24 protein-coding genes are annotated in these 25,948 nt (G+C 68.2%); 16 read left to right on the top strand and 8 right to left on the bottom strand.

Features of this window, described 5'->3' with window-relative positions; genetic code table 11:
• Positions 1-12 precede the first annotated feature (12 nt).
• From ACK4ZD_RS00120 to ACK4ZD_RS00105, 4 genes are read left to right on the top strand one after another with little or no spacing between them, the layout of a single operon-like run.
• Positions 13-1,074 carry a glycosyltransferase 61 family protein gene (locus ACK4ZD_RS00120; protein WP_409656951.1) on the top strand — a complete coding sequence of 354 codons (1,062 nt, stop codon included), beginning with the start codon at positions 13-15 and terminating at the stop codon, positions 1,072-1,074.
• Positions 1,071-2,366, top strand: a complete 1,296-nt coding sequence (locus ACK4ZD_RS00115) for a glycosyltransferase (protein WP_409656949.1) — start codon at positions 1,071-1,073, stop codon at positions 2,364-2,366. The genes ACK4ZD_RS00120 and ACK4ZD_RS00115 overlap by 4 nt, the downstream gene beginning before the upstream one ends.
• Entirely contained in the window at positions 2,363-3,343 is a 981-nt protein-coding gene (locus tag ACK4ZD_RS00110) for a glycosyltransferase family 2 protein (protein WP_409656946.1), read from the top strand. The genes ACK4ZD_RS00115 and ACK4ZD_RS00110 overlap by 4 nt, the downstream gene beginning before the upstream one ends.
• 2 nt (positions 3,344-3,345) lie before the next feature.
• Positions 3,346-4,629, top strand: coding sequence for a glycosyltransferase family 4 protein (locus ACK4ZD_RS00105; protein WP_409656943.1), 1,284 nt, complete (start codon positions 3,346-3,348; stop codon positions 4,627-4,629).
• On the opposite strand, the gene ACK4ZD_RS00100 is transcribed toward ACK4ZD_RS00105, so the two are convergent.
• The 5 genes from ACK4ZD_RS00100 to galE all read right to left on the bottom strand — a co-directional run bounded on the left by ACK4ZD_RS00100 (position 4,623) and on the right by galE (position 10,339).
• Entirely contained in the window at positions 4,623-5,687 is a 1,065-nt protein-coding gene (locus tag ACK4ZD_RS00100) for a hypothetical protein (protein ID WP_409656940.1), read from the bottom strand. The two genes, ACK4ZD_RS00105 and ACK4ZD_RS00100, sit on opposite strands and share 7 nt — an antisense overlap.
• A 160-nt stretch (positions 5,688-5,847) precedes the next feature.
• Positions 5,848-7,092 (bottom strand): hypothetical protein, encoded by a 1,245-nt coding sequence (locus ACK4ZD_RS00095; RefSeq protein WP_409656937.1) that lies wholly within the window; start codon positions 7,090-7,092, stop codon positions 5,848-5,850.
• Between the two features lie 74 nt (positions 7,093-7,166).
• A complete protein-coding gene (locus ACK4ZD_RS00090) occupies positions 7,167-8,579 on the bottom strand; it encodes an undecaprenyl-phosphate glucose phosphotransferase (protein WP_409656934.1) in 1,413 nt (470 codons plus the stop codon).
• Between the two features lie 211 nt (positions 8,580-8,790).
• Positions 8,791-9,195, bottom strand: coding sequence for a hypothetical protein (locus ACK4ZD_RS00085; protein WP_409656931.1), 405 nt, complete (start codon positions 9,193-9,195; stop codon positions 8,791-8,793).
• Positions 9,196-9,322: 127 nt separating this feature from the next.
• Entirely contained in the window at positions 9,323-10,339 is a 1,017-nt protein-coding gene (gene galE / locus ACK4ZD_RS00080) for a UDP-glucose 4-epimerase GalE (RefSeq protein WP_409656928.1), read from the bottom strand.
• Between the two features lie 100 nt (positions 10,340-10,439).
• Between galE and ACK4ZD_RS00075 the strand changes: the two genes are divergently transcribed.
• Both ACK4ZD_RS00075 and ubiB read left to right on the top strand, forming a co-directional pair.
• Complete coding sequence (locus ACK4ZD_RS00075; protein WP_409656925.1) at positions 10,440-10,988, top strand: hypothetical protein; 549 nt, start codon at positions 10,440-10,442, stop codon at positions 10,986-10,988.
• Positions 10,985-12,541, top strand: a complete 1,557-nt coding sequence (ubiB, locus tag ACK4ZD_RS00070; RefSeq protein ID WP_409656922.1) for a ubiquinone biosynthesis regulatory protein kinase UbiB — start codon at positions 10,985-10,987, stop codon at positions 12,539-12,541. Before ACK4ZD_RS00075 ends, ubiB begins: the two co-directional genes overlap by 4 nt.
• Positions 12,542-12,574: 33 nt before the next feature.
• Here the strand turns inward: ubiB and ACK4ZD_RS00065 are convergent, their stop codons facing one another.
• Positions 12,575-14,002, bottom strand: a complete 1,428-nt coding sequence (locus ACK4ZD_RS00065) for a sodium:solute symporter family protein (RefSeq protein WP_409656919.1) — start codon at positions 14,000-14,002, stop codon at positions 12,575-12,577.
• 219 nt (positions 14,003-14,221) lie between these two features.
• Here ACK4ZD_RS00065 and ACK4ZD_RS00060 point away from each other — a divergent pair, with 219 nt between their 5' ends.
• The 9 genes from ACK4ZD_RS00060 (at position 14,222) to ACK4ZD_RS00020 (ending at position 23,199) form a co-directional block, all read left to right on the top strand.
• Positions 14,222-14,545 (top strand): FmdB family zinc ribbon protein, encoded by a 324-nt coding sequence (locus ACK4ZD_RS00060; protein ID WP_409656917.1) that lies wholly within the window; start codon positions 14,222-14,224, stop codon positions 14,543-14,545.
• Between the two features lie 99 nt (positions 14,546-14,644).
• Positions 14,645-16,432 carry an aspartate--tRNA ligase gene (gene aspS, locus ACK4ZD_RS00055; protein WP_409656914.1) on the top strand — a complete coding sequence of 596 codons (1,788 nt, stop codon included), beginning with the start codon at positions 14,645-14,647 and terminating at the stop codon, positions 16,430-16,432.
• 176 nt (positions 16,433-16,608) lie between these two features.
• Complete coding sequence (nudB, locus tag ACK4ZD_RS00050; RefSeq protein ID WP_409656911.1) at positions 16,609-17,097, top strand: dihydroneopterin triphosphate diphosphatase; 489 nt, start codon at positions 16,609-16,611, stop codon at positions 17,095-17,097.
• Positions 17,094-17,894, top strand: coding sequence for an endonuclease/exonuclease/phosphatase family protein (locus tag ACK4ZD_RS00045; protein ID WP_409656908.1), 801 nt, complete (start codon positions 17,094-17,096; stop codon positions 17,892-17,894). Before nudB ends, ACK4ZD_RS00045 begins: the two co-directional genes overlap by 4 nt.
• Positions 17,895-17,897: 3 nt before the next feature.
• Positions 17,898-19,217: a cardiolipin synthase ClsB gene (clsB, locus tag ACK4ZD_RS00040; RefSeq protein ID WP_409656905.1), complete on the top strand. Its 1,320-nt coding sequence runs from the start codon at positions 17,898-17,900 to the stop codon at positions 19,215-19,217.
• Positions 19,218-19,221: 4 nt separating this feature from the next.
• Positions 19,222-20,217, top strand: a complete 996-nt coding sequence (locus ACK4ZD_RS00035) for a ligase-associated DNA damage response exonuclease (protein ID WP_409656903.1) — start codon at positions 19,222-19,224, stop codon at positions 20,215-20,217.
• A gap of 8 nt (positions 20,218-20,225) precedes the next feature.
• Positions 20,226-21,944, top strand: coding sequence for an ATP-dependent DNA ligase (locus ACK4ZD_RS00030; protein ID WP_409656900.1), 1,719 nt, complete (start codon positions 20,226-20,228; stop codon positions 21,942-21,944).
• 92 nt (positions 21,945-22,036) lie between these two features.
• Positions 22,037-22,759 carry a GTP cyclohydrolase I gene (folE, locus tag ACK4ZD_RS00025; RefSeq protein WP_409656897.1) on the top strand — a complete coding sequence of 241 codons (723 nt, stop codon included), beginning with the start codon at positions 22,037-22,039 and terminating at the stop codon, positions 22,757-22,759.
• An 8-nt stretch (positions 22,760-22,767) separates the two neighbouring features.
• A complete protein-coding gene (locus ACK4ZD_RS00020) occupies positions 22,768-23,199 on the top strand; it encodes a BLUF domain-containing protein (RefSeq protein WP_409656894.1) in 432 nt (143 codons plus the stop codon).
• Here ACK4ZD_RS00020 and ACK4ZD_RS00015 read toward each other — a convergent pair.
• Positions 23,177-24,286, bottom strand: a complete 1,110-nt coding sequence (locus tag ACK4ZD_RS00015; RefSeq protein WP_409656891.1) for a DUF748 domain-containing protein — start codon at positions 24,284-24,286, stop codon at positions 23,177-23,179. The genes ACK4ZD_RS00020 and ACK4ZD_RS00015 overlap by 23 nt on opposite strands.
• Before the next feature lie 71 nt (positions 24,287-24,357).
• On the opposite strand from ACK4ZD_RS00015, the gene ACK4ZD_RS00010 reads away from it, so the two are divergent.
• Positions 24,358-25,212, top strand: a complete 855-nt coding sequence (locus ACK4ZD_RS00010) for a DUF429 domain-containing protein (protein ID WP_409656888.1) — start codon at positions 24,358-24,360, stop codon at positions 25,210-25,212.
• A 6-nt stretch (positions 25,213-25,218) separates the two neighbouring features.
• Here the strand turns inward: ACK4ZD_RS00010 and ACK4ZD_RS00005 are convergent.
• Positions 25,219-25,948: efflux RND transporter periplasmic adaptor subunit (locus tag ACK4ZD_RS00005; protein WP_409656885.1), on the bottom strand; the 730-nt coding region annotated here is incomplete at its 5' end.

Raw genomic sequence — 25,948 nt, 5'->3', positions numbered from 1 at the left:
TGTGGAGCGCCCATGCAACTGAACCTGCCCATGGTCAAGCGCGTGGCCCGGCGGCTGGCCGTGCGCCGAGCCCCGGATTTTCACAGTTTTGCGAACCGGGAATGGATCTTGTGTCCACCGGAGCGTGCGACGGTGCCCCCTGCGCTGTTCCTGCCGGGAGCCATCGAGCGGGTCCGTGCGCTGTCGCCCTGGCGGAACTGGGACACCGAGCGCTCCTTGCTGGCCGGCGGCTCCATCGAACATGCTGCGTCGGTGGCGCGCATGGTGCCTGACGTCGAACTCGCCGGCGCCTACCTGTATCGGGGGGCCGCCAAGTTCAAGCCGGGCTTTGGCGAGGAACGCGTTTTCGGTGTGGATCCCGGGCCTGCCGAACGGCTCGACGAGGTGCACCTGATGACCAGCCAGGCGGGCAGCCACTTCTTCGGGACCCTGATGCTCGACGACATGCCCTTGAACCTCATCCCGGAGCCCGGAAGCCCGTGCATTGCGATGATGTCCAAGCCCTATGTCCATGAAGCGGGTTATCGGGAACTGCTGGGACTGCCGCGTCCCCGCGAGGTGGCGCGCGCGCGCATCCGCCGCCTGATGTGCTACACCGACTTCGCGCAGAACTCCTTCAAGCGGGCCCGCTATGAGCTGCTCCGCGCCCGCCTCAGAGCTGCCCTCGGGCCCCAGGCGGGGCGAGTGCCGCCACCCGGTGTCTACCTGCGCCGGGGCATCGGTGGCGAACCGCGCAGGCTGGTGAACGAAGCAGAACTCGAGCAGGCGTTGCTGGCGCTGGAATTCGACATCCTCGACCCGGAGAACCTGTCCGCCCAGGACGTTGCACGACGCTCGCTGGACGCGCGGGTGGTGATCGCCGTGGAAGGCAGCCACCTGTCGCACGCGATCTTCTCGGCTGCGGAACAAGCCACCTTCCTGGTCATCCAGCCGCCCGAGCGGTTTGCGCTGGCCTACAAGGAATACACGGACCGCATGGACATGCGCTTCGCCCTGGTGGTGGCCGAGCCGGCGCCCGGGGGGTTCCGCGTGGTGATCGATGAAGTGCATCGCCTGCTGGAGCTGTTGTCATGAACTACTTCGTCGACCCCGCCCAGATGGAGCGGCGTGAGCCGGCCATGACCCGCCAGCCGGCGCAGGTGTCCCGCGAACTCATCGTGCTGCCCAGCCTCAAGGCCGCCCGGGGACCGCGTGGAGGACTGGTCCTCACCCAGAAGTTCATCGATGGCGTGGCCTCTTATGCACGGTCCTGGCCCGGGCCGGTGACCACGCTGGTCCAGCTCACTGATACCCTGGGGTCGGACATGGACCATGTGGAGATCCTGCCCGAGACGCCGGCCCCGGCGTTCGAGGTGCGGCCGGCCCGTCTGGAAGATCTTGCCCAGCGCATTCGCGGGGCCGCCCTGGTTTCGGGCTTCCTGTCGCCCTTCGAGCTGGAAACGGTGCAGCTGTGCCATCGCCTGGGGGTGCCCATGGTCTTCACCAGCGAGTACACCTTGCGGACCGAAAAGCAGATCCTCGACGCGGAGGTGAGCAATCCCCTGGTCCGGTGGCGCCGCAAGCTGTGGGTGACGCAGGCCGAGGCGAAGCGCCGCCGTGCCCTGGCGCTATCGGCCGGCCTACAGTGCAGCGGGGCGCCGACCTACGAGGTCTATCGCCACCTTCATCCGAATGTGATGATCTTCTTCGACAATCGGGTGCCGCGCCGCGACGTGATCGGTGAAGCGGAACTCGAAGCCAAACTGTCAGCGCTCCGGGAAGGCCGGCCCTTGCGCCTGGTGTTCGGCGGACGCCTGATTCCCATGAAGGGCGTGCAGGATCTGCCGCGGTTTGCGCAGGCGCTCAAGCGGCGCGGTGTTCCCTTCACCCTGGACATCTACGGCCGGGGGGGCCTGGAAGGAGCGCTGGCGCGTGAGATCGAGCGCAGGGGCTTGTCGCAGGAGGTGCGTTTGAAAGGGGTGGTGGATTTCAGGCAGGCGTGGGTGCCTTTGCTCAAGCAGACCACCGATCTGTTCGTGTGCTGCCATCCCCAGGGGGACCCTTCGAGCACCTATCCCGAGGTCATGTCCTGCGGGGTGCCGATTGCCGGGTATGACAACGAGGCCTTCAAGGGGATCGTCCAGCATTCCGGCAGTGGCTGGCTCAGCCCGACAGGCGATGTGGAGCACCTGGCGCAGGAGGTGGCCCGCCTGGCTGCCGCGCGCGAGGAGTTGGCGATGGCCGCCCGGTGCGCCCGCGAATTTGCGCTGGCCCACGCCTTCGAAGACACGTTCGCGGCGAGGGTGCGGCACATGGTGGGTGCGAGCCGGCTGCCCAGGGAACTGAAGGCAGCCTGGACACCTGCAACGCCAGAGGGTTGGGCATGAGATTGGCACGGCTGGGTGTGGTGGCCATCGGCCGCAACGAAGGGGAGCGGCTGCGGCGTTGCCTGGAGTCGGTCCGTCACCAGGCGGACCATGTGGTGTATGTCGATTCCGGCTCCACCGACGGGTCGCTGGCGATGGCGCGCAGTCTGGGTGTCGAATGCATCGAGCTGGACTTGAGCGTGCCTTTCACCGCAGCGCGCGCGCGCAACGCGGGATGGCGCCGGCTGCTGGAACTGTCACCCGATATCCAATGGATCCAGTTTGTCGATGGCGACTGCGAGGTGGTGGCCGGCTGGCTGGACCAGGCGCAGGCGTTTCTCGCCGCACATCCGCGGGCGGCCGCGGTGTGCGGCCAGCGCCGCGAGCGTCATCCCGAGCGTTCCGTCTACAACCTGCTGTGCCATCTGGAGTGGGCCAAACCACCCGGGCTGCTGAAGTCTTTCGGTGGCGACGTGATGCTTCGTCGCGAGGCCCTGGAGCAGGTGGGTGGCTACCGGGATGATCTCATCGCCGGCGAGGAGCCCGAGCTGTGTGTCCGGCTTCGGGCCCGAGGCTGGGAGCTGCATGCACTGCCGGCCGAGATGACCTTGCATGACGCGGCGATGACGCGCTTTCGCCAGTGGTGGCTGCGCATCGTTCGCAGCGGCTATGCCTATGCAGCAGGACGCCACCTGCATGGTGCACCTCCGGAACGGCATTGCGTCCGTGAAACCTGGCGCACCTGGCTCTGGGCGCTGGGCCCACCTGCGGCCGTGGTGGCGTTGTGGCCCTGGATGTCAGCCTGGGCCCTGCTGGTGCTGTGCGCCTATCCTCTGCAAGTGCTGCGTCTTTTCCTGCGGCTGTCTGGGCCACCGCGTGACCGCCGCCTCCAGGCAACCTTCCATACGTTGGGCCGCTTTCCGGAACTGGTCGGTCACCTGCAGTTCTGGCGTGACCAGTTGCTGGGTCGCCGCGCCCGGCTCATCGAATACAAGTGAGCATGGACTACGTCATCGCCGTACAGGCGCCTGCCTACCCCATTTCGCCCACGCGCTTCGCGACGGAAAGTGCCTTTGCGCAACACCTGAGAGAGCTGCGCGAAAGCATTGGCAGTTCTTTCGAGAAAGTGGTGCTTGTCGCCCCGGCCTTGACCGATGCAGAGTACGCGCGCCGCCGCGACCATCTGGGCGTGGTGGACCTGGAAACCGATGGCGTGGCCTTCGTGCCGGCCCATCGCACGGACACCTCCGCCAGGCGGTTCTGGCGCCATGATGCCCTGGCCTTGTGGCGCCGCATCCGCGCTGCAGTGCGCCAGGCAGGGGTGGTGCATTCAGGCGTTTCCGACGACGTGTGGCGTCCGCTGATGGCCATGGTGAACATCGCGGCCTGGATCGAGCGTCGGCCGGTCATGTTCCTCGTGGACATCGACTTTCGCGAGCATGCACGCCGCTACCGCCAGGTGGGTCTGTGGAGCTTCAGGCAGTATCTGGTCAACCGCCTGGTGTACGACCCGCTGGTCTACCTTCAGGTGTGGTTTGCACCGCGGATGTTTCAGCTCGTGCTACTCAAGAGTGCCTCCATGGTGCGCGACTTCGGCAAGGGCCGTGCGCATGTGAAGAACTTCTACGATACCGCGCATGGCCTGGAGGACGTGCTGACGGAAACCGAGCTGTCAGAGCGTACCAAGGCGCTTCGCCAGCCAGGACAGCCCTTGCAGGTGGTGTTCTTCGGCCGGTTCGTGGCGTACAAGGGATTGGACCGGGCCATCGAAGCTGTTCGCATCGCGAGGAGCCGCGGTGTCGATGTGCACCTCACGCTGATCGGTTCGGGGGAATGCGAGACCGCGCTGCGTGCCCAGGTGGAGGACGCCGGGGTCGAGAATGCCGTCCATTTCATGCCGCCGGTGCCGTATGGTGCAGCACTGTTCGAGCTCTTGCGGCCCATGCACGTATGCGTGGCCACCCCCCTGGTGGAAGACACGCCGCGCGCGGCGTTTGATGCCATGGCCCGCGGGCTGCCGGTGCTGGCTTTCGACATCAGCTACTTCCGGGATCTGGCGCAGGCCAGTCAGGCCGTGGTCCTCTCGCGCTGGCCCGATCCGGCGGCCATGGCCGAACGCCTCGAACAACTGGCCGCCGACCCCGAACGCCTGGTCAGCATGGCTCAGAAAGGCGTGGAGTTTGCCCGATCGAACACCCAGGCCATCTGGCTGCAACGCCGCGCCACGTGGATGCGCGAAGTGGTTCGGCCTCTTGATCCGCCTCTGGCGCTGGAAGGTCACTGATCGAACCAGTAGGCCGCGTCTGTCGCGGCGTCGTAGTGGAAGGGGTTTCTCTCGTCCTGGCGCGACAGTCTGTACCGCCACTCGACGTAGTGCCGGGCCCATTTGGCATAGGCCATGAAGCCGTTCATTTCGCGGCGCCAGTAGGCGTCACGGATGTAGGACCAGTAGCGCCACGCGAAATCGCTGCGGATCAGCTCGCGGCATTCCTCCATCGTCCGGGGGCGCAGCTCGCGATAGTACCTGCTGACAAAGGCCCAGGCGTGGTCCTGGAGCAGGCGCGCCTGGTCGGGTCGGATGCCTTCCGGCGCCCAGGCGCCGGCGGGTGAACGCTCGAAGTTGGCTGCGTAGAGGACCAGGGCGGCGTAGTACATGCCCATGGGTCCCAGATGCACCTCGTCGCCGATGAACTGGCTGACGGTGTCCACGGTGGTGCCGGCCTTCAGGGCAGCTGGGCCGGAGGCACTCAGGCTGTGCTCGATGAGCTCGGCCAACGCCAGCCCCATCGGCAGCGGCGTGATGCGATCACGCCGCCCCTGGGCGGCCAGCGACAGGTTCACACGCTCGGCCATGCAATGCCAGATGGGCGAGGCCGCACGCTCGTATTCGATCCAGCGGCGCGGGTCGCTCTTGTCATCCAGGCTGATCCAGGACTCATAGAAGAACGTCTTCCCCTCCGGATTGCCGTCGATGAAGCGGTCGTGGTAGTGGCGCAGGTAGCGCACGGTGTCATTCCAGACCAGGGTTCCAAGCAGGCCGTGCTGTTCGGTGATGATCAGGGTGTCGTAGGGGCGACCGTCGGTGGTTTGCGGAGACTTGAATTCGGCCACCACGTCCAGGCCCTCGGTGTCGCGGTTGTAGCCCTGCCGATAACCCTGGAAGTCCGTGGCTTCGGGGTTGTCACCCTGGACCCGGCGGCGGATGGACGATCCGACCACATACTGCCGGTTCCACAGGACTGGGGTGCCAAGGCTGCGCGCGACCTTCTCGAGGTGGTCGGGCAGGGGGCGGTCGGTGAGGCTGTGGCCCGAGAAGAAGAAGCGTGCGGTCGCAGGGCTCATGCCGGGCGAAACGGCAGGAGCCGCTGCACAGGTGGCTGCCAGCACCCAACTGCCCAGCCATATCGACCAGCGCAAGGACAACGGCGGCCTCGTTCGAAGGGGGGCATGGTGTTCAGAAAATGGCCGGGTCGTGCAGTCGGAAGCAAGGAACCGCATCGCCTCAATCCAGGGTCAGGCGCACCATGCATTGCGCGACGGTGGCTCGATAACTGTAGGAAAGCGGCGAGCGGGTGGACCGGTTTTCCTGTCCTGCTTCGCAGCCCAGCAGCAGGGTGCGCGTGGGGTTGTATTCGATGCCCAATCCGTAAGTGTTGGTGTTGTCGTGGCCCGTGACACCCGTGCCATCACTCAACTTGCTGCGGGCATGCCGCAGGCGGGCGTTCATCCGGGTCTTGCCGGTCAGTTCGTAGAGGGCTTCGAGCTGGGCGCTGTTCACGAGGCGACGGCTTTCGACCGACTGTTCAGGAGCTTCTCCCGCAAAGTCTGCAAAGCGGGCCTCGGCCGCAGTGTCCCGATCCAGCTGCGTGTTCAGGCTGAGCCTGCCTGTGGGACGATATTCCCAGCGCAGCGAGCCGGTGACTCCGGAGAAGTCGGCTTCGTCAGCCTGGGTGTATCGCTGTCGCGTGGCGCTGATCCGTGCCGAGACGGTGCTCAGACCCGAGGCCTGCCAGACTGCCGTGAAATCGAGATCGCGGCGCGTGCCGCGATTCTCGACAAAGTTGCCCGGGGTAGGTTCGTCATAGCGTGGTGTGCGTTCCCGGGTGTAGCGCCCGCCAACGCCGAGGGTCAAGGCTCGTTCGACGCCGTACTGGTAGCCCAGGGAGGCCACGTTCTGCTGGTACTCGCGATCTTCGTATTCCACGACAGAATAGTCGACACGTCTTTGGGCCAAGCTGGCCAGCAGGGCCGAGCGTGCGGTCATCCCGAAGCGCACGGTGGCCTCCCCGAGCTGCGTGCGCTCGAGGACACGGTCGGTGGTCTGCGGCGCGCCGGCAGCGCCGTACACGGCCAGTCCGCGGTGCTGCACATAGCGCACCGTCCCTGACAGTCGTTCCACGGTGGCCCAATTGACGCCGGTTTCCAGCGTGGTGCCCGTGAAATCCAGTTGGTCGTTCTCGCGGTAGCGATGGGCGCTCACACCGGCGGCAGCATAGGCCTGCTGTCGGCCCAGACGTGCCCGCAGACGGCCATCGAGGCTGGTGATGGATGAGACGTCGGTTTCCGAGGGTGAGCCACGCTCGGCCCGGAACACGTTGGAGTCGTAGCGCACGGCCTGGCTTGCACTCAGGGTCCAGGGCCGCTCCTGGGCCTGTGCAGGACCCAGCGCCATCAGGCCCAGCGCGAGCAACGGTGCGCATGTGCGGGCGAGCCGGCCCGCAATCCGGGAGTCAGTCTTCTTGTTCACGGGGGTCTCCGAGTCTTGATCTGTGCGAGGGCGCCAGCGGGATTTGCAGCATGCGGTGGTCCGCCTGGCCCGTATCAGTACGCATGCCGGTCAAACAGCATCAGCCGGATGGTGCGCGCAATGATCTGCAAGTCAAGCCCCAGCGACCAGTTGCGCAGGTATTCCAGATCGTATTCGACGCGCGCCTGCATCTTCTCGATCACCTCGGTCTCACCGCGGTAGCCGTGCACCTGAGCCCAACCGGTGATGCCTGGGCGCACCTTGTGGCGCACCATGTAGGCTTTGATCAGGCGGCGATATGCTTCGTTGTGGGCCACGGCATGGGGGCGTGGGCCGACGATGCTCATGCGACCCTGTAGAACGTTGATGAACTGCGGGAGTTCGTCCAACGATGTCCTGCGCAGGAAGGCCCCGAAAGGAGTGATGCGTGGGTCGTCCTTGGTGGCTTGCTTGACCACCGGCCCGTCTTCGAGGACGCGCATGGTGCGAAACTTGTACACCACGATTTCTTCTCCGTCCAGGCCGTTGCGACGCTGCTTGAAGATCACCGGCCCAGGGGAGCTGAGCTTGACACCCAGGGCGATCACCAGCATCAATGGGGAGATGAGCACCAGAATCACGCTGGCCATCACGATGTCACTGAGTCGTTTGACGAGCTCGTTCGTGCCTGTGAACGGGGTCTCACAGATGCCCACCACCGGCACACCTCCCATGTCCTGCAGCCGGCCCTGGATGATGCTGATGCCGAAGACGTCGGGCACGTAGTACAGGCTGGCCGTCGTGCCCTGGAGCTGCTCGAGGAGCCGGACGATGCGCGGCTGCGACCCCAGGGGCAGCGTGATGTAGACGTCGCGCACGCCGTGGGCCGACACATAGGCGCCGACGTCGCTCAGCGTTCCCAGCCGGTGCGGTGCGGCGCCTTCGTGCAGCCGGTCGTCGGTGCGGTCGTCGAAGTAGCCGAGGAAGTCGATGCCCCGGTCACGCCGCTCGGCCAGCGCGCGAGACACCTTCTCGCCCAGCGGGCCCGCACCCACCACGACGGCGCTGCGCCGCGAACGGGGCAGGTTCGCATGGTGGTTCACGATGTGGGCTCCGGCCCACACCGACAGCCATTGCAGCACTGGCGTGGCCAGAGCCCACAGCAGCAGGGCGCGAGTGTCGAACAGGCCAAAGCTGCTGGTGGCGTAGCCGAGCAGACCGAAGATGGCCATCAGCGTGAACCAGCTCAGCGCGATGTCGGTGGCTGCGGCCAGCAGGTTGTCGCGGAAGCGGTCGCGCCCGGGAAAGGCCAGCGCGAACACCAGCAGGCTCAGGACGAGTTCAGGGCGTCCCACGGGCTGGTCGAACCAGGCATAGGCCAGCAGGAGCGACAACACCATGAGGCCGGGCTCCAGCACCGCAGCCACCATGGAGGTGACGGACTGCGGGGCGCCGAAGAAGGTCCGTTTGTGGCTGTTGCGGTCGTCGAACATGCGATTTCGGGGCATGAGGCGGCAGCGCAGGAACCCGGGGTGGTATCCGACGCAACGGCACGGCGGCTCGCGGACACACGGGTGTGCAGATCTCGACCGATTGTGAGCCGGAAGCCGTCACGGGCGACCCACGTAATTGGGGGGAGGGCTTCGGGGAGGGCCCGCGAATGAGGGGAGGAACCCCAGTCGCCGAATGCGAGCGCGATGGGGCAGGTCCTTGCGGGCCTTAGCTGCGCGTGCGGCGGCTGGCCATGAAGCCCACGGCGGCGATCCCTGCGGCGATGAGCGCATACCATTGGGGGCCCGATCGCGGCAGGCGTTCGGCCGAGGCAGACGGCTCTGCCGACGTCTGCACAGCCGGGGGCAAGGCTGCGCGTGTGGGCACCGCCTGGAGGCTCGACCAGACGCCTGCGGCGTCGTTCGGTGATTGCACCCTGGGCGCCGACAAAGGGAGGGTCACCGCGGTGTCGCGGGTGGGGGTGACAGCCACCGGCGCTGCCGCCGGCCGCGAGGGGGGCGCCGTCAGGGCGGCGGCGGCCGGTGCAAGGCCGGGCCGATCCTCAAGGCTGCGGTCGGAGGCGGCTGTCCACATCGGCAGCCCAAGCACGACCACGGCCATCAGCGTTTTCATGAAACCTTCCCCTTCAAGTGTGTCGGGGAGTGTCCGGCAGGGCGTGCATTTGTCACATCCCGCGCCTGGGGGGTGGCTGCATGCCAGGCTGTCACGAGACGGCCACGAATAGGCCGAAGCGACAGGGTCAGCCGGCGTAGCCGCGGGGATGCGTGCTCTGCCAGCGCCAGGCGTCGGCGCACATGGTGGCCAGATCGCGCCGCGCGACCCATCCGAGCAGCCGACGGGCTTGCGTAGGGTCGGCATAGCAGGCCGCCACGTCGCCCGGGCGGCGGGCGACGATGCGGTAAGGGATCGTCCGCCCGCTGGCCTGTTCGAAAGCGCGGATCACCTGCAGCACGCTGTAGCCCTGGCCGGTGCCGAGGTTCACGGTGTGGGACTGGCCCGTCTCCAGCAGATGGCGCAGCGAAGCGACATGGCCCTCGGCCAGGTCCATCACATGGATGTAGTCGCGTACGCCGGTGCCGTCGGGCGTGTCATAGTCGCCGCCGAAGACCTGCAGTTCCGGGCGCACGCCCACCGCCACCTGGCACACATAGGGCATCAAGTTGTTCGGCGTGCCACGGGGATCCTCGCCGATGCGGCCGCTCTCATGGGCGCCCACCGGGTTGAAGTAGCGCAGGCTGGCGATCTGCCAGCGCGGGTCGCAGTGCCGCAGTTCGTCGAGCAGGCGCTCGCCCATCAGCTTGGTGGTGCCGTAGGGGTTGGTCGTGGCCAGCGGGGCATCCTCGGTGATGGGAAGGCGTTCGGGCTGGCCGTAGACCGTGGCCGAGGAGCTGAACACCAGGCGGAAGACCCCGTGGTCCTGCATGGCCTGGGCCACGGTCAAGAGACCGCAGAGGTTGTTGCGGTAGTAGGCCAGAGGACGCTGCACCGATTCGCCCACCGCCTTGTGGGCTGCAAAATGCACGACCGCATCGATCGCATGGCGCCGGAACACCTCGTCCAGGGCGGTGGCATCACCGACATCGGCCTGCACGAAGACAGGTGCGGTGCCGGTGAGCTCGGCCACCCGTTCCACGACGGCGGGCGAGCTGTTGGCGAAGTTGTCCAGGCCGACGACCTCGTGGCCGGCGGCGTGCAGGGCCAGCCAGGTGTGTGAGCCGATGTAGCCGGTGGCTCCGGTCAGCAGAATGCGGGGCATGTGGGGGATCTTGGGACGTTTGAAGCGCGCATTGTTCCAGAAGCGACCGCAGCGGCGACCACCCCGGCCGGGGGAGGGCCGCCCACCTACAATCGCGGCCATGCTCGAACCCCTTCTCCATCTGCTCGGCCCGGCGGTGCTGGACCGCGTCACCCTGGCGCTGAACCATCTGCTGGCTTCGGAGCCCACGGCCATGCGTCGGCTGGTGCCCCAGGCGGGCCGGCGCGTGCGCCTGAGCCTGCGCGGCTGGCCGGCCCTGCTGCCGCCCCCGCCGCCGGCGTGCTGGGAGATCACGCCCGCCGGCCTGCTGGAGCGCGTCGAGGCGCCGATGGACGACGACGGTGTCCTGGAGTTGGTGGTGGATGCCTCCAATCCGGTGCGGCTGGCCGCCGAACTGCTGTCGGGTGACCGCTCGTCGGTGAGCCTGCAAGGCGATGCCGAGCTGGCCACGACCCTGGCCTGGTTGATGGACCACCTGCGTTGGGATCCGGAAGAGGATTTGTCGCGCTTGATGGGCGATGCCGCCGCCCGCCAGGCCGCGGCGGTGCTGCGTGCGCTGGGGGGCGGTGTGCAGGCGGCTTTGACGGCCATGGCGCCGCTGGCGGCCCGCATGGGCGCACACGCCGGCCGTCCCGGGCAACCCGGATGAAGCGGTTTTTGCGACTGACGGTCATCCTCTACACGGTCTGGCGCTTCGGCCTGGACCAGATCGTGCTGCGCGAGGCGCCGCAGCCGGCGGTGCGCCTGCTGGCCAGGGGGTTGGGGGTGGGCCGACGGTTCGATCGTCCGGCCGGGCAGCGGTTGCGCGAGGCGCTCGAGCGCCTGGGCCCCATCTTCGTCAAGTTTGGTCAAGTTCTGTCCACCCGGCGCGACCTGTTGCCCACCGAGGTGGCCGATGAGCTGGCCCGGCTACAGGACCGTGTGCCACCCTTTCCTGCGGACCAGGCGGTGCGCACGATCGAGGCGTCCTTTGGCCGGCCGCTGCAGGCGCTGTTTGCCGATTTCGATCGCGAGCCGGTGGCCAGTGCCTCGATCGCCCAGGTGCACTTCGCCACGCTGAGCGACGGTCGCGAGGTGGCGGTCAAGGTGCTGCGTCCGGGCATGCTCAAGGTCATCGAGGAGGACTTGGGCCTGCTGCGCACCCTGGCGGCCTGGGTCGAGCGCCTGTGGCCCGATGGGAAACGCCTCAAGCCGCGCGAGGTGGTGGCCGAATTCGACAAGTACCTGCACGACGAACTGGACCTCGTGCGCGAGGCGGCCAATGCCACGCAACTGCGGCGCAACATGGAGGGCTTGAACCTCGTCATCGTGCCCGAGATGGTCTGGGATCTGTGCGCCGAGCAGGTCATCGTGATGGAGCGCATGCGCGGCATCCCGATCAGCCAGGTACAGCGTCTGCGCGAGGCGGGGGTGGATATCCGCAAGCTCGCGCGCGACGGGGTGACGATCTTCTTCACGCAGGTGTTCCGCGACGGTTTCTTCCATGCCGACATGCACCCGGGCAACATCCAGGTCAGCGTCGATGCGTCCACTTTCGGCCGCTACATCGCCCTGGACTTCGGGATCATCGGCACGCTCACCGAGTTCGACAAGGAATACCTGGCGCAGAACTTCATTGCCTTTTTCCGCCGTGACTACAAGCGTGTGGCCGAGCTCCACGTGGAAAGCGGGTGGGTGCCCCCCGACACTCGGGTGGACGAGCTGGAAGGGGCCATCCGGGCTTGTTGCGAACCGCACTTCGACAAGCCACTGAAGGACATCTCGCTCGGCCAGGTGCTGATGCGTCTGTTCCAGACCTCACGGCGTTTCAACGTGGAGATCCAGCCGCAGCTCGTGCTGCTGCAGAAGACCTTGCTCAATGTGGAAGGTCTGGGCCGCCAGCTCGACCCCGACCTTGACTTGTGGAGCACGGCCAAGCCTTTCCTGGAACGCTGGATGAACGAGCAGGTGGGCTGGCGGGGGCTGTGGGGGCGACTGAAGAACGAGGCGCCGCGTTATGCCAAACTGCTGCCCGAACTGCCTCGGTTGCTGCACCATGCACTGCAGCAGCCGCCGGCACTGCACCGCCAGGAACTGCAGCGGCTGATCAAGGAGCAGCGTCGCACCAACCGCCTGCTCCAGGCGATCCTCTATGGCGGCATCGGATTCACGCTGGGCCTGCTGGCGATGCAGGCCTTGACTCGCGCACGGCCCTGGTGGTAGCAGCAGCCGTGCCGGGCGCTGGGCGTGGGGTGCTCAGGCGCCCTGGGCGCTGGCCTGGGGGCGCGTGGCCGGTCCCGTCAGTCCGCCGATGATCATGCCCACCGCGCTGGCCAGCAGGCCGAAGAGCTGGGGCTCGACCGGTTCTTCGATCCCCAGAACCTCCAGCACCAGCCAGGTGCCAAGCCCCAACACCAAGGCCAGTACCGCACCGCGGTTGTTGGCCCGCTTCCAGAACAGGCCGAAGGCCAGCGGCACGAAGGCGCCGGCCAGCGTGACGCGGTAGGCGTGCTCGACCATCGTGTGGATGGTGGCGTCGGTGGCCACCGCATAGCCGGTCACGAGCACGGCAAAGCAGGCCACGATGAGGCGGGTCATGTTCAGGAACTGCTGGTCACTCTGGCCCTTCATGTAAGGGCGCAGCACGTTCTCGGCGAACGTCACGGCCGGGGCCAGCAGCGTGCCCGAGGCCGTGCTCATGATCACCGACAGCAGCGCACCGAAGAACACCACCTGCAGCCAGAAGGGCATGCGCTCGACCACCAGGGTGGGCAGCACGAGCTGGGAGTCCACCTCCATCAGCCGTTCAACCAGCGCTGGATCGATCAGGTTGGCGCTGTAGGCGAGGAACAGGGGCACAGAGGCGAAGAAGAAGTAAGCCACGCCGCCCAGCGCCGTGCTCCAGACGGCAACGAACTCGTTCTTCGATGAATTGACGCGCTGGAACACGTCCTGCTGGGGGATGGAGCCCAGGGCCATCGTCAGCAGCGCTGCGGTCCAGCCCAGGATGTCCACGGCGTCCAAAGTGGGCAGCCACTCGAACTTGCCTTCGGCCGCGGCCTTGGCGATCACCGTGGCCACGCCGCCGGCCTGGGTGGCGGCTTCGTTGGTCACCAGCAGCAGGCCGACGACGATGACGATCATCTGCACGAAGGTGGTCACCGCCACCGACCACATGCCACCGAACACGGTGTAGAGCAGGACCACGCCCATGCCGATCAGCATGCCCTCGTTCATCGAGATGGCATCGGCCGACAGCACGTTGAAGACCAGCCCCAAGGCGGTGATCTGTGCGGCCACCCAGCCCAGGTAGGACAGCACGATGCAGATGGACACCGCCAGCTCGACCGGACGGCTGTAGCGGATACGGAAGTAGTCGCCCAGGGTGAGCAGGTTCAGCCGGTACAGCGGGCGGGCGAAGATCAGCCCGAACAGCACCAGGCACAGCGAGGCGCCCAGCGGGTCGGAGATCAGGCCACGGAAGCCTTCGTCCAGGAAGGTGGCCGAGATGCCCAGGACGGTTTCGGCGCCGAACCAGGTGGCGAACACCATGGCCATCACGACCGGGAAAGGCAGGTGGCGGCTGGCGGTGATGTAGTCGCGCGCACTGTGGACCTGCCGCGAAGCGTACAAACCGATGGCGATCGACAGCGCCAGGTAGACGAACACGAGGGTCAGCAGCATCGGGACATCCTTTCGCGGCGAAGGGGGGGGAGGGGCGGTGCGCGCGGATTATAGGGGGGGTGTCACGGTCCACCAATGCAGGAAACGTGCCTCCCAGGCGGCCGGTGGCGTCGGGCCGCAGGGTCGGTGCGTCCCGGGGGCGGGGATCCGAGCGGCCGGACTTGAACCCCGGCCGGCCGCCTATAATTTCAGGTTTTGCGTTCCTCTCATGGTGTCGGTATGCCCATCTATGCTTACAAGTGCGAGTCCTGCGGGCATGGGCAGGACGTGCTCCAGAAGATTTCCGATCCCGTGCTGACGCACTGCCCCCGGTGCGGCGCCGAAACCTTCCGCAAGCAGGTCACCGCCGCCGGTTTCCAGCTCAAGGGTTCGGGGTGGTACGTCACGGACTTCCGCGGCGGAAACTCTGGCGCTTCTTCGGGGACGGAAGGCAGCTCGTCGCAGACGGCCTCGACGTCGGCTTCCGGCGCGCAATCGTCCACAGCGCCAGCCAGTGCCAGCGCCGCTTCCACGCCATGCGGCAGCTCGTGCGCGTGTCATTGAAGTTTTTTCGACCGGGCCGCGCACGGCCCGGCGTCTGCAGGGCTGATCGGCCCTAGGGCGCTGCTGGCTGGCGCCCCCTGCCCGAATCGGAGTGATTGCATGAGAACCACCTACTGCGGCCTGGTCAGCGAAGCGCTGATGGGCCAGACCGTGACCCTGATGGGCTGGGCCCATCGTCGCCGGGATCACGGCGGCGTCATTTTCATCGACTTGCGCGATCGCGAGGGCCTGGTCCAGGTGGTGTGCGACCCCGATCGTCCTGAGATGTTCAAGGTCGCCGAGGGCGTGCGCAACGAGTACTGCCTGAAGGTGGTGGGCAAGGTGCGCGCCCGTCCGGCCGGCACCGAAAACGCCAATCTCACCAGCGGCAAGGTCGAGGTGTTGTGCCAGGAGCTGGAGGTGCTCAACCCCAGCGTGACGCCGCCGTTCCAGATCGACGACGAGAACCTGTCGGAAACCACGCGCCTGACGCACCGGGTGCTGGATCTGCGCCGCCCTTACATGCAGAAGAACCTCATGCTGCGTTACAAGGTGGCGATGGAGGTGCGCAAGTTCCTGGACGCCAACGGCTTCATCGACGTCGAGACGCCCATGCTGACCAAGAGCACGCCCGAGGGCGCGCGCGACTATCTGGTGCCCAGCCGGGTGCACGACGGCATGTTCTTCGCGCTGCCGCAGTCGCCCCAGCTTTTCAAACAGCTGCTGATGGTGGCCGGCTTTGATCGCTACTACCAGATCACCAAGTGTTTCCGCGACGAGGATCTGCGCGCCGACCGCCAGCCCGAGTTCACGCAGATCGACATCGAAACCTCTTTCCTCACCGAGGAAGAGATCCGCGGCATGTTCGAGGGCATGATCCGCACGGTCTTCCGCAACGTGATGGGCGTGGAGCTGCCGGTCTATCCAGTGATGAAGTACGCCGAGGCCATGCACCGCTACGGCTCGGACAAGCCCGATTTGCGCGTCAAGCTCGAGTTCACCGAGTTGACCGACGTGATGAAGGATGTCGAGTTCAAGGTGTTCTCCGGCCCGGCCAACAGTGTGGGCGGGCGGGTGGTGGCGCTGCGCATCCCCGGCGGCGGCGAGATGAGCCGCAGCGAGATCGATGCCTACACCGAGTACGTCAAGATCTATGGCGCCAAGGGCCTGGCCTGGATCAAGGTCAATGACGCGGGCAAGGGCCGCGACGGCCTGCAGTCGCCCATCGTCAAGAACCTTCACGACGGTGCCATCGGAGAGATCCTGGCACGCACGGGCGCTCGCAACGGGGATCTGATCTTCTTCGGGGCCGACAAGGCCAAGGTGGTGAACGACGCCATCGGCGCGCTGCGCGTGAAGATCGGGCACAGCGAGTTCGGCAGAAAGAATGGCCTGTTCGAGGATCGCTGGGCGCCGCTGTGGGTGGTCGATTTCCCCATGTTCGAGTTCGACGAGGACGAACAGCGCTGGAACGCGGTGCACCACCCCTTCACCGCCCCCAAGGACGGCCATGAGGACTTCATGGACACGGCGCCGGAGAAGTGCATCGCCAAGGCCTACGACATGGTGCTCAATGGCTGGGAGCTCGGCGGCGGATCGGTGCGTATCCATCGGGCCGACGTGCAGCGCAAGGTGTTCAATGCGCTGAGGATCGGGCCGGAGGAGGCGCGTCAGAAGTTCGGCTTCCTGCTCGATGCGCTGCAGTACGGTGCGCCTCCCCATGGCGGTCTGGCCTTCGGCCTGGACCGGCTGGTGACCCTGATGACCAAGGCCGAGTCGATCCGCGACGTGATCGCTTTCCCCAAGACCCAGCGGGCCCAGTGTCTGCTGACCGGTGCGCCGTCGTACGTGGACGAGAAGCAGTTGCGCGAGCTGCACATCCGCCTGCGCAACCCCCAGCCGTCCTGAGGCGGCTGAACGTTCGCACGATCCCGCGCTCCAAGGGGTGGCCACGGCCACCCCTTGTTGCTTGTGCGCCCGGCATGGGCGCGATCTTGGGGGCTGTGAGTCCCCGATTCGGGAGGCTTCGGGACGCCGCGGGTAGAGGATGATCGAAAATCCTCGCAGTGACAGGAGTTGCCGCCGTGAGTGAACGCCCGCCGAAGATCCCGGAGTCCGTGCTCGTGGTCATCCACAGTCCGGCGCTCGAAGTGCTGCTGATCGAGCGGGCCGACCGTCCGGGCTATTGGCAGAGCGTCACCGGCTCGAAGGACCGGCTCGACGAACCGCTGGTGCAGACCTGCATCCGGGAAGTGGCCGAGGAGACCGGCATCGAGATCGGCGGGCAGGCCGTGCCGCTGTCCCATCTGGTCGACTGGGGGCTGCGCAACGTCTACGAGATCTATCCGGTCTGGCGTCACCGGTACGCTCCGGGCGTGACACACAACACCGAGCATGTCTTCGGGCTGCGGGTGCCGCGCGACATCCCCGTCCGCCTGGCCCCCCGGGAGCACCTGCAGTACGCTTGGCTGCCCTGGCGGGAGGCGGCCGACCGCTGCTTCTCGCCCTCGAACGCGGAAGCCGTGCTGATGCTGCCGCGCTTTGCGGGCCAGGGGGATGGAGGGCAGACATGAACCCCCTGCAGTCCAGTCAGCTCCCGCCTGCCTCGGGCACCGAAGGCCGGCGGCTGCGCGTGGCCACCTACAACATCCACAAGGGGGTGCGGGGCGTGGGGCCGCTCAAGCGGCTGGAAATCCACAACCTCGGCCTGGGCGTCGAGGCGCTGGACGCCGACCTCGTCTTCCTGCAGGAGGTGCGCCGGTTCCACCGGCGTGATGCGCGGCGCTTCGAGCGCACCTGGTTGGGCTGGCCAGAGCAGTCGCAGGCCGACTTCCTGGCGCCCGAGGGCTATGTGGCGGCGTATCGCACGAATGCGGTCACACGCGATGGTGAGCATGGCAACGCACTGCTGTCGCGTTGGCCCATCGGCGATGTCGGGCATCACGACGTGTCCGACCACCGCTTCGAGCAGCGCGGGTTGCTGCATGTGCCGGTGCAGTGGCAGGGGGTGGAGCTGCACGCGGTGGTGGCGCATTTCGGACTCATCCATGCCAGCCGGGTGCGCCAGGTGGAGCGGCTGGCCGAGTTCATCGAACGGCATGTCCCGCAGGCAGCTCCGCTGGTGGTGGCCGGCGATTTCAATGACTGGGGCGAGAAGCTCAACCCGGCCATGTCGGAACTCGGCCTGCAGCGCGCGGATGGCCCCGAGGGCCGGCGGTCGCTGACTTTCCCCTCGCGCGTCCCGGTGTTTGCCCTGGATCGCGTCTACACCCGCGGCCTGCGTTGCGTGTCCACGTTCGTGCCGCGAGGCACGGCCTGGGCGCGCATGTCCGACCACCTGCCGCTGGTGGTCGAGCTGGAGCCGGCTTGAGCCATGGCAGTGTCCCCCGACGAAGCCCGGATCCCGGACGCAACGCCGGAACAGGACCGCCACGTGCTGGCCTGGTATGTGCAGGCCAGAGCGCTGTTCACCGGATCGAACCAGGTGCGGCTGCTGCGCGGCGGGGACCAGCTCTTTCCTGCGATGCACGAGGCCATCGCCCGTGCCCGACACCGTGTCTGGCTGCTCACCTACATCTTCCACGACGATGTGGCGGGCCAGGCCATGATGGCGGCCCTGGCGCAGGCCGCGCGGCGCGGGGTGCGGGTCAGCGTGGTGGTCGACGGCTTCGGCTCGGGGCCGGTCCTCGCGCGCCTGGGCCGAGCGCTGACCGAGGCCGGAGTGAGGTTTTCCGTGTTTCGCCCGCTGCAGGGCTGGCGCAGCTGGCTGCAGCCCGGGCAATTGCGCCGTCTGCACCAGAAACTGTGCGTGGTCGATGCGGACGTGGGGTTCGTCGGGGGCATCAACATCATCGACGACCGGCTCGACATCCATCACGGCTGGAGCGATGCCCCCCGGCTGGACTATGCGGTGGAGGCGCGCGGCCCGGTGGTGGCCATGATGGAGCAGACGGCACGCGCGCTGTGGACGCGCTCGCGCCTGGGGCGGGACTGGCGCGACGAACTCGTCGAACTGGCGCGCAGCTCCCATCCGGTGGCGCGTGCGCGGCGCCTGCTGCGGCGTCTTCGAACGACGCGCTGGCAGGTGGTGGAGCAGGCGCTGGGCGATCCGCGCCCGGTGCGGGTGGCCTTTGTCGTGCGCGACAACCTGCGGCAGCGGCGCACCATCGAGCGCGCCTACATCGAGGCCATCCGTGGCGCCCGCTGGCGGGTGGACCTGGTGTGCCCCTATTTCTATCCGGGGCGGGCCTTCCGCCGAGCCTTGCGCCATGCGGCCCAGCGGGGCGTGCAGGTGCGGCTGCTGCTGCAGGGCAAGGTCGACTACCGCATGGCCGCGCTGGCGGCGCAGGCGCTTTACGACGAGATGCTGGGCCACCGCATCCGCATCTTCGAGTACACCCCGGCCTTCCTGCATGCCAAGGTGGCCGTGGTGGACGAGGACTGGGCCACCGTGGGCAGCTCCAACATCGATCCCCTGTCGCTGCTGGTCAACCTCGAGGGCAACGTGATCGTGCAGGACCGCCATTTCGTCCAGGAACTGGCCGGTGAGATCGACCAGGCCGTTGCCGCCTCGAGGGAAGTGACGGTGCAGACCCTGGGTCTGCCGGCCTGGCGGCGCTACCTGCGGCGCGGTTTCGTGGCCTGGATGGCGCGGCTCTTCATGCGGGTGGCCGGGGCCACCGGACGGTACTGACGGCATGGCCGCGCGCACTGATCTCGTGGTGGCGCGTCCGGAGGGGCTGTACTGCCCGGCCGGCGACTTCCACATCGACCCCTGGCGACCGGTGGAGCGTGCGGTGATCACCCATGCCCATGCCGACCATGCGCGCAGCGGCCATCGGCACTATCTGGCGGCGGCCCCGGGTGCAGGCGTGCTGCGCGAGCGTCTGGGCGAGATCTCGCTGCAGGCCCTGGCCTATGGCGAGACGGTGACGATCGGCGGCGTCACGGTGTCGCTGCACCCGGCCGGGCATGTGCTGGGCTCGGCCCAGGTGAGGCTGGAGCACCGTGGCGAGGTCTGGGTCGTGTCGGGTGACTACAAGCTCGAGGACGACGGCACCTGCACGCCCTTCGAGCCGGTGCGCTGCCATTGCTTCATCACCGAATCGACCTTCGGGCTGCCCATCTACCGCTGGGCTCTGCAGGTGCAGGTGCTGGACGAAATCCGCCGCTGGTGGACTGCCAACGCGGCCGAGGGCCGGCCCAGCCTGCTGTATGCCTACAGCTTCGGCAAGGCGCAGCGCCTGCTGCACGGCCTGCGCGAGGGGCCTGGGCCCCTGGTGGTGCACCCCGCGGTGGCGGCTGTGAACCGGGCCTATGTGGCGGCGGGCGTGTCGCTGCCCGAGGCCCTGGAGTTGGGGCCGGGCGTCACGCCAGACACGCTGGCCCGTGCCCTGGTCATTGCGCCTCCTGCGGCCTCGCGCAGCACCTGGGAACGCCGCCTGGGCGAGGTGCGCGACGGCTACGTGAGCGGCTGGATGCGCCTGCGCGGCACCCGGCGCCGCCAGGGCGTGGACCGGGGCTTCGTGCTCAGCGACCATGCCGACTGGCCCGCACTGCAGCGGGCCATCGGCGCGAGCGGCGCGTCGCGCGTGATCGTGACCCATGGCTACGAAGCAGTGATGGTGCGCTGGCTGCAGGAGCAGGGCCTGGAGGCGGGCTCGTTCCGCACCGAGTACGGCGACGAGCACTGACATCCGCGATGCGCGACTTCGCCGACCTCTACGCCGAGCTGGACGCCACCACCTCCACCCGCGACAAGGTGGCGGCGCTGCGCCGCTACTTCGCGCGCGCCCCGGCGGCCGATGCGGCCTGGGCGGTGTACTTCCTGAGCGGCGGTCGGCCCCGACGCGTGGTGGGCACGGTACAGCTCAAGGCCTGGGCCTGCGAGGCCGCGGGCATCGACGACTGGCTGTTCGAGGAGTGCTACCAGAGCGTGGGTGACCTGGCCGAGACGATTGCGCTGATCCTGCCGCCGCCGGCGCAGACCGGCGATCTGGGCTTGGCGCACTGGGTGGAACGGCGCCTGCTGCCCCTGCGCGAGGCGGCGCCCGAGGTGCAGCGCGAACGCCTGCGCCAGTGGTGGAACGAACTCGACTCGCCCGGCCGCTTTCTGCTGGGCAAGCTGATCGGTGGCGGCTTCCGGGTGGGGGTGTCGCGCCTGCTGGTGACCCGCGCGCTGGCCGAGCACGCCGGCCTGCCGCCGGAGGTGATCGCCCAGCGGCTGATGGGCTTTGCCACCACCGGCCGCGCGGCCAGCGCACCGCCCGACGCGGCTCGCTTCGAAGCCCTGGTGTCGCCGTCGATCGACGCGCGGCTGGACGCCGGCCAGCCTTATCCCTTCTTCCTGGCCCATCCGCTGGAGACGCCGGTCGAGGCAATGGGGGAGGTGCTGGGGCCAGTGACCGATTGGCAAGCCGAGTGGAAGTACGACGGCATCCGTGTGCAGGTGGTGCGCCGCGCCGGCCAAGTCTGGATGTGGTCGCGCGGCGAGGAGTTGGTGACCGACCGCTTTCCCGAGGTGGTGGAGGCTGCCCGCGCCTGGCCCGAGGGCACCGTGGTCGACGGGGAACTGGTGGTGTGGAAAGACGACCGGCCCGCCCCCTTTGCCTTGCTCCAGCAGCGCATCGGCCGCAAGACCTTGAACCGGCGGGTGCTGGCCGAGGTGCCGGTGAGGCTGATCGCCTATGACCTGCTGGAATGGGAGGGCTGCGATCGGCGGATGCAGCCCCAGGCCGTGCGCCGCGCACAGCTCGAGGCCCTCTCGGCTTCGCTCGGCCGGCGCGCGGATGGCGAGCCGCTGCTGAACGTGTCGCCGCTCGTGGAGGCGCCGGACTGGCTGGGGCTGGCCCGGCTGCGCGAGGGCTCGCGCGAGCGCGGCGTGGAGGGCCTGATGCTCAAACAGCGCGAGGCCCGCTATGGCACCGGACGCACCAAGTCCGAGGGCGTGTGGTGGAAGTGGAAGATCGACCCGCTGAGCGTGGACGCCGTGCTGATCTATGCCCAGCGCGGCCATGGACGCCGGGCCAGCCTCTACACCGACTACACCTTTGCGGTGTGGAGCCGCCCGCCGCGCGATGCGCACGAGGCCCAGGCGGTGGTGGAGGCGATCGCCCGGCGCGAGCCGGCGCAGCCCGGGGCCCTGCAGTTGGTGCCCTTCGCCAAGGCCTATTCGGGCCTGAGCGACGAGGAGTTCCGGCGCATCGATGCGGTGATCCGCCGCACCACGCTGGAGCGCTTCGGGCCGGTGCACAGTGTGCGGCCGACCCTCGTGTTCGAGCTGGGTTTCGAGGGCCTGGCGCGCAGCACCCGCCACAAGAGCGGCATCGCCGTGCGCTTTCCCCGCATGCTGCGCATCCGCGACGACAAGCCCCTGCACGAGGCCGATAGCCTGGCCTCGCTGGAGGCCCTGCTGCGATAGGCCCGGACACTCGGGGGCCATTGCGGGAGGATGCGCGTGGGGCCGCGGCCCGGCTGCTAGGATCGATGCCTGACCCCGGAAGGCCCACGTCCATGACCGCACTGAGTTCCGTTCCCAAGCCCAGCGACGACGAAGGCGTGCCGGTCTCGGTGCGCATCCGCGAGCGCATCAAGGCCGCGCAGCGCCGCTTCCATGCCAACGACAACATCGCCGAGTTCATCGAGCCGGGGGAGCTGGAGGCCCTGCTCGATGAGGTCCAGGCCAAGGTGGCCGGCGTGCTCGAGAGCCTGGTGATCGACACCGAGAGCGACCACAACACCCAGGACACCGCGCGCCGCGTGGCCAAGATGTACCTGCGAGAGGTCTTCAAGGGCCGCTACGTGCCCGAGCCCGACGTGACCGAGTTCCCCAACGTGGAGCGGCTCAACGAGCTGATGATCGTCGGGCCCATCACGGTGCGCAGCGCCTGCTCGCACCACTTCTGCCCCATCATCGGGCGGCTGTGGGTGGGCGTGATGCCCAACGAGCACTCCAACCTGATCGGCCTGTCGAAGTACGCGCGCCTGGCCGAGTGGATCATGAGCCGCCCGCAGATCCAGGAGGAGGCGGTCACCCAGGTGGCCGACTTGCTGCAGGACAAGATGCAGCCCGACGGCCTGGCCATCGTGATGGAGGCCGACCATTTCTGCATGCAGTGGCGCGGCGTGCGCGACATGGACTCCAAGATGGTCAACAGCGTGATGCGCGGCAGCTTCCTGAAGGACGCCAACCTGCGCCGCGAATTCCTGGCCCTGCTCAACAGCAAGAAGCCCTGAGGTTCCCCATGCTCGTCCGTCTGCTCTACGCCAGCCGCGCGGCCCAGCCGCTCACGCACGAGGCCATCGAATCCATCCTGGCGCAGTCGCGCTCCCACAACCCGCCCTTGGGCATCACGGGCATCCTGTGCCACAGCGGCGGCTTGTTCATGCAGGTGCTCGAAGGCGGGCGCGAGGCAGTCAACAAGCTCTACGGCGACATCATTCGCGACGACCGGCACAAGGATGTGGTGCTCCTGCACTACGAGGAGATCAGCGAGCGTCGCTTCGCCGGCTGGACCATGGGCCAGGTGAACCTCGCCAAGATCAACCCCTCCATCGTGCTGAAGTACTCCGAGAAGCCCACGCTGGATCCGTATGCCGTGCCGGGCCGGGTCTCGATGGCGCTGCTCGAGGAGCTGATCGCCACCGCCTCGATCATCGGCCGAACAGGCCCTTGATCACGCTGCCCACGCCTTCCACCACGCCGCCCAGGCTCACGCCCAGGGCCGAGGCGAGGCCGCCGGCGACCTTCAGCGCGAAGTTCTCGTTGAGCGAGAAGGCCGGGTCGTCCAGCCGGCCCTCCAGCGTGAAGGCCACGTCCAGCTTCCCGTCGCGGCTCATCGCGGCCAGCACGGCCTGACGCGGCACGCCCGCGAAGGTGCCCAGCACGCCGCCGCTGCTGTTCAGCTCCAGCCCGATCAGCGTGAGGCGGCCCGGGGCGTGCAACTGCTGCTCGCGCACCCGGGCGTCGATGCTGAGGTCCATCGCACCGCGTCGCACGCCGGCCTCGGACACCTTGATCAGGTAGGGCTGCAGGGCCACCAGGTCCACGCCGCGCAGGTCGGCCTTGACGCGCGCGTCGGTGGTGGCCAGGGTCACTTCGCCGGCCAGCTTCACGTGGCCATCGCGCTGCACCCCCTTGAGCGTGCCCTCGAGTTCGAAGGCGGTGGGCGTGGCCAGGCCCGGCAGGTCCAGCGGCCCGACGCGCGCCTGCAGGGCTTCCAGGCGCAGCTTCAGGGCCGGCTGGCGCACCGAGGCGTCGAAGAACTCCAGCGCGGTGTCGTCCAGGGCGATCTGCGCGATGTGCAGCGGGACCCCGGTGCCATCCTCGCCAGAGCCCTTCGGATCTCGCGGCCGGTCGAAGAGGGCGGGCAGCACCCGCAGTCGCCCCTCGCGGGTTCGCCACATCGACAGGTAGCCGCCTTCGATCAGCACCCGACGGATGCGCAGGTCGGCGCTGAGCAGGCCCCACAGGTCGGGCGTGAGCACGATGCGCTGGGCACGCAGCTCGTCGTCGGCCGGCCAGCTGCCGGCCCGCTCGCTGCGGGTGGAGCGCACGCGCACCTCGGTGGCTTCCACACCGGCCCAGGTCATGCGCAGGCTGCCCACGGTGGCCCGCGGCCCCAGGGCCTGTTCGACCTGGGCCTTGAGTTGCCAGGCGGCCAGTTGCAGGCCGCCGAAACCCAGCACCAGCAGGACAGCCAGCGTCCAGGCGATGCGCCGCCCCAGACGGCGCGGTGAAGCGGGCGGGAGGGGTTGTTCCATGGCGTCGTGGGAGTAGCCCTCCATTGTGGAGGAGGTCGGCGGGGCTTTGCCGGCTCCGGGACAATGCATCCGTGCAAGACTTGTTGCTGAATCCCCATGCCGAAGGCCGCTGGCCCGACGGACTGCGCGTGGTGGGCGTCGACTTCACCAGCCGGCCCACCCGGCGCAAGCCCATCACCGTGGCCGTGGGCGAGCGCCAGGGGGCGCGGGTGCGCCTGCTGCAAATGCAGATGCTGACCGATGAGGCCGCCTTTGAGGCATGGCTGGCGCAGCCGGGCCCCTGGGTGGGCGCCTTCGACTTCCCGTTCGGGCTGCCGCGTGAGCTGGTGGAGCACCTGGGCTGGCCCACCGACTGGCCGACGCTGATGGACCATTACGCCGCCCTGCAGCGAGCCGAGATCCGGGCCACCTTCGCGGCCTTTTGCCAGGCCCGACCGGCGGGAGCGAAGTTTGCTCATCGCGCCGCCGACCGGCCCGCAGGTTCGTCGCCATCGATGAAGTGGGTCAATCCGCCGGTGGCCTACATGCTGCATGCGGGGGTGCCGGCGCTGCGCCGTGCCGGCGTGCATCTGCCGGGCCTGCAGGCGGGGGATGCCTCCCGTGTGGCGCTCGAGGGCTACCCCGGGATGCTGGCGCGCGAGCTGATCGGTGTGCGCAGCTACAAGAGCGACGAGGCCGCCCGCCAGACGCCCGAGCGCCTGATCGCCCGCAAGGACCTGATCGAGGCGCTGGTGCAGGGGCGCAGCCGGCTCGGCCTGCGCCTGCACCTGAGTTCGGCGCAACGCGACGAACTGGCCGCCGACGCCCGCGGCGACCGGCTGGATGCCGTGCTGTGTCTGATGCAGTCGGCCTGGGCGCTGGACCGGCCGCGCTGGGGCTGGCCTGCGGCGGCGGACCGCCTCGAAGGCTGGATCCTCACGGCCTGAGTGCAGTCACGGTTGGCGGGCCTGGACGCGCACGCCGTCCTTCACGGCCGTGGGCGGGTAGACGATCACCGTGGCGCCTTCGTCCAGACCCTCGCGGACCCAGGCCTCCACGCCGTTGCGCTCACCCACGCTCACCGGCTGTAGGTGGGCCCGCCCGTCGCGCAGGAGGAAGACCGCCATGCCGCGTTGTTGGCCATCATCCCAGGGGAAGACGGCGCTGACCGGCACGCGCAGGGCGTCCGGCTCGCGGCGCACGATGAGCTGCACGCCCACGCGGTAGCCGTCGCCCAGCGCCGACCACTGGGCCTGGGGGGTGTCGATGTCGATGATCACGCGCACGCGCTGCTCTTCCACGCCCAGGGCCGACACCTTGGTGAAGGCGGCCGGCTCGACCCGGCGCACCCGGCCGTCCAGCGACACCGGGCCACCCCAGCGGTCGATGCGCACCGGCGTGCCGGGCGGGGTCTGCAAGGCTTCGTGCGTGAGCAGCTCGGCCACCACCTCGAGCTGGCGCGTGTCGCCCAGCTCCATCAGGGGGCTGCCCAGGGCCACGACGCCCTCGCTGGTCTGCGCAAGCTTGAGCACCTGCGCATCCACCGGGGCGCGCACCTGGAAGGCGCGGGCCGCGCCGGTGCCGGGGCTGCGCACGGCCGACAAGGCCGCCCGGGCCTGTGTCAGTTCGTGGCGGGCCACGCGCTGGTCGAGCACGGCGGTGTCGTATTCCTTGCGGGCGGCG

Origin of the sequence: Caldimonas sp. (assembly GCF_046291045.1) — a bacterium.
In the GTDB taxonomy this organism is placed as follows: domain Bacteria; phylum Pseudomonadota; class Gammaproteobacteria; order Burkholderiales; family Burkholderiaceae_C; genus Caldimonas.
Note: the sequence above shows the minus strand (reverse complement) of the source record. Positions and strands in the feature narration are given on the sequence as shown.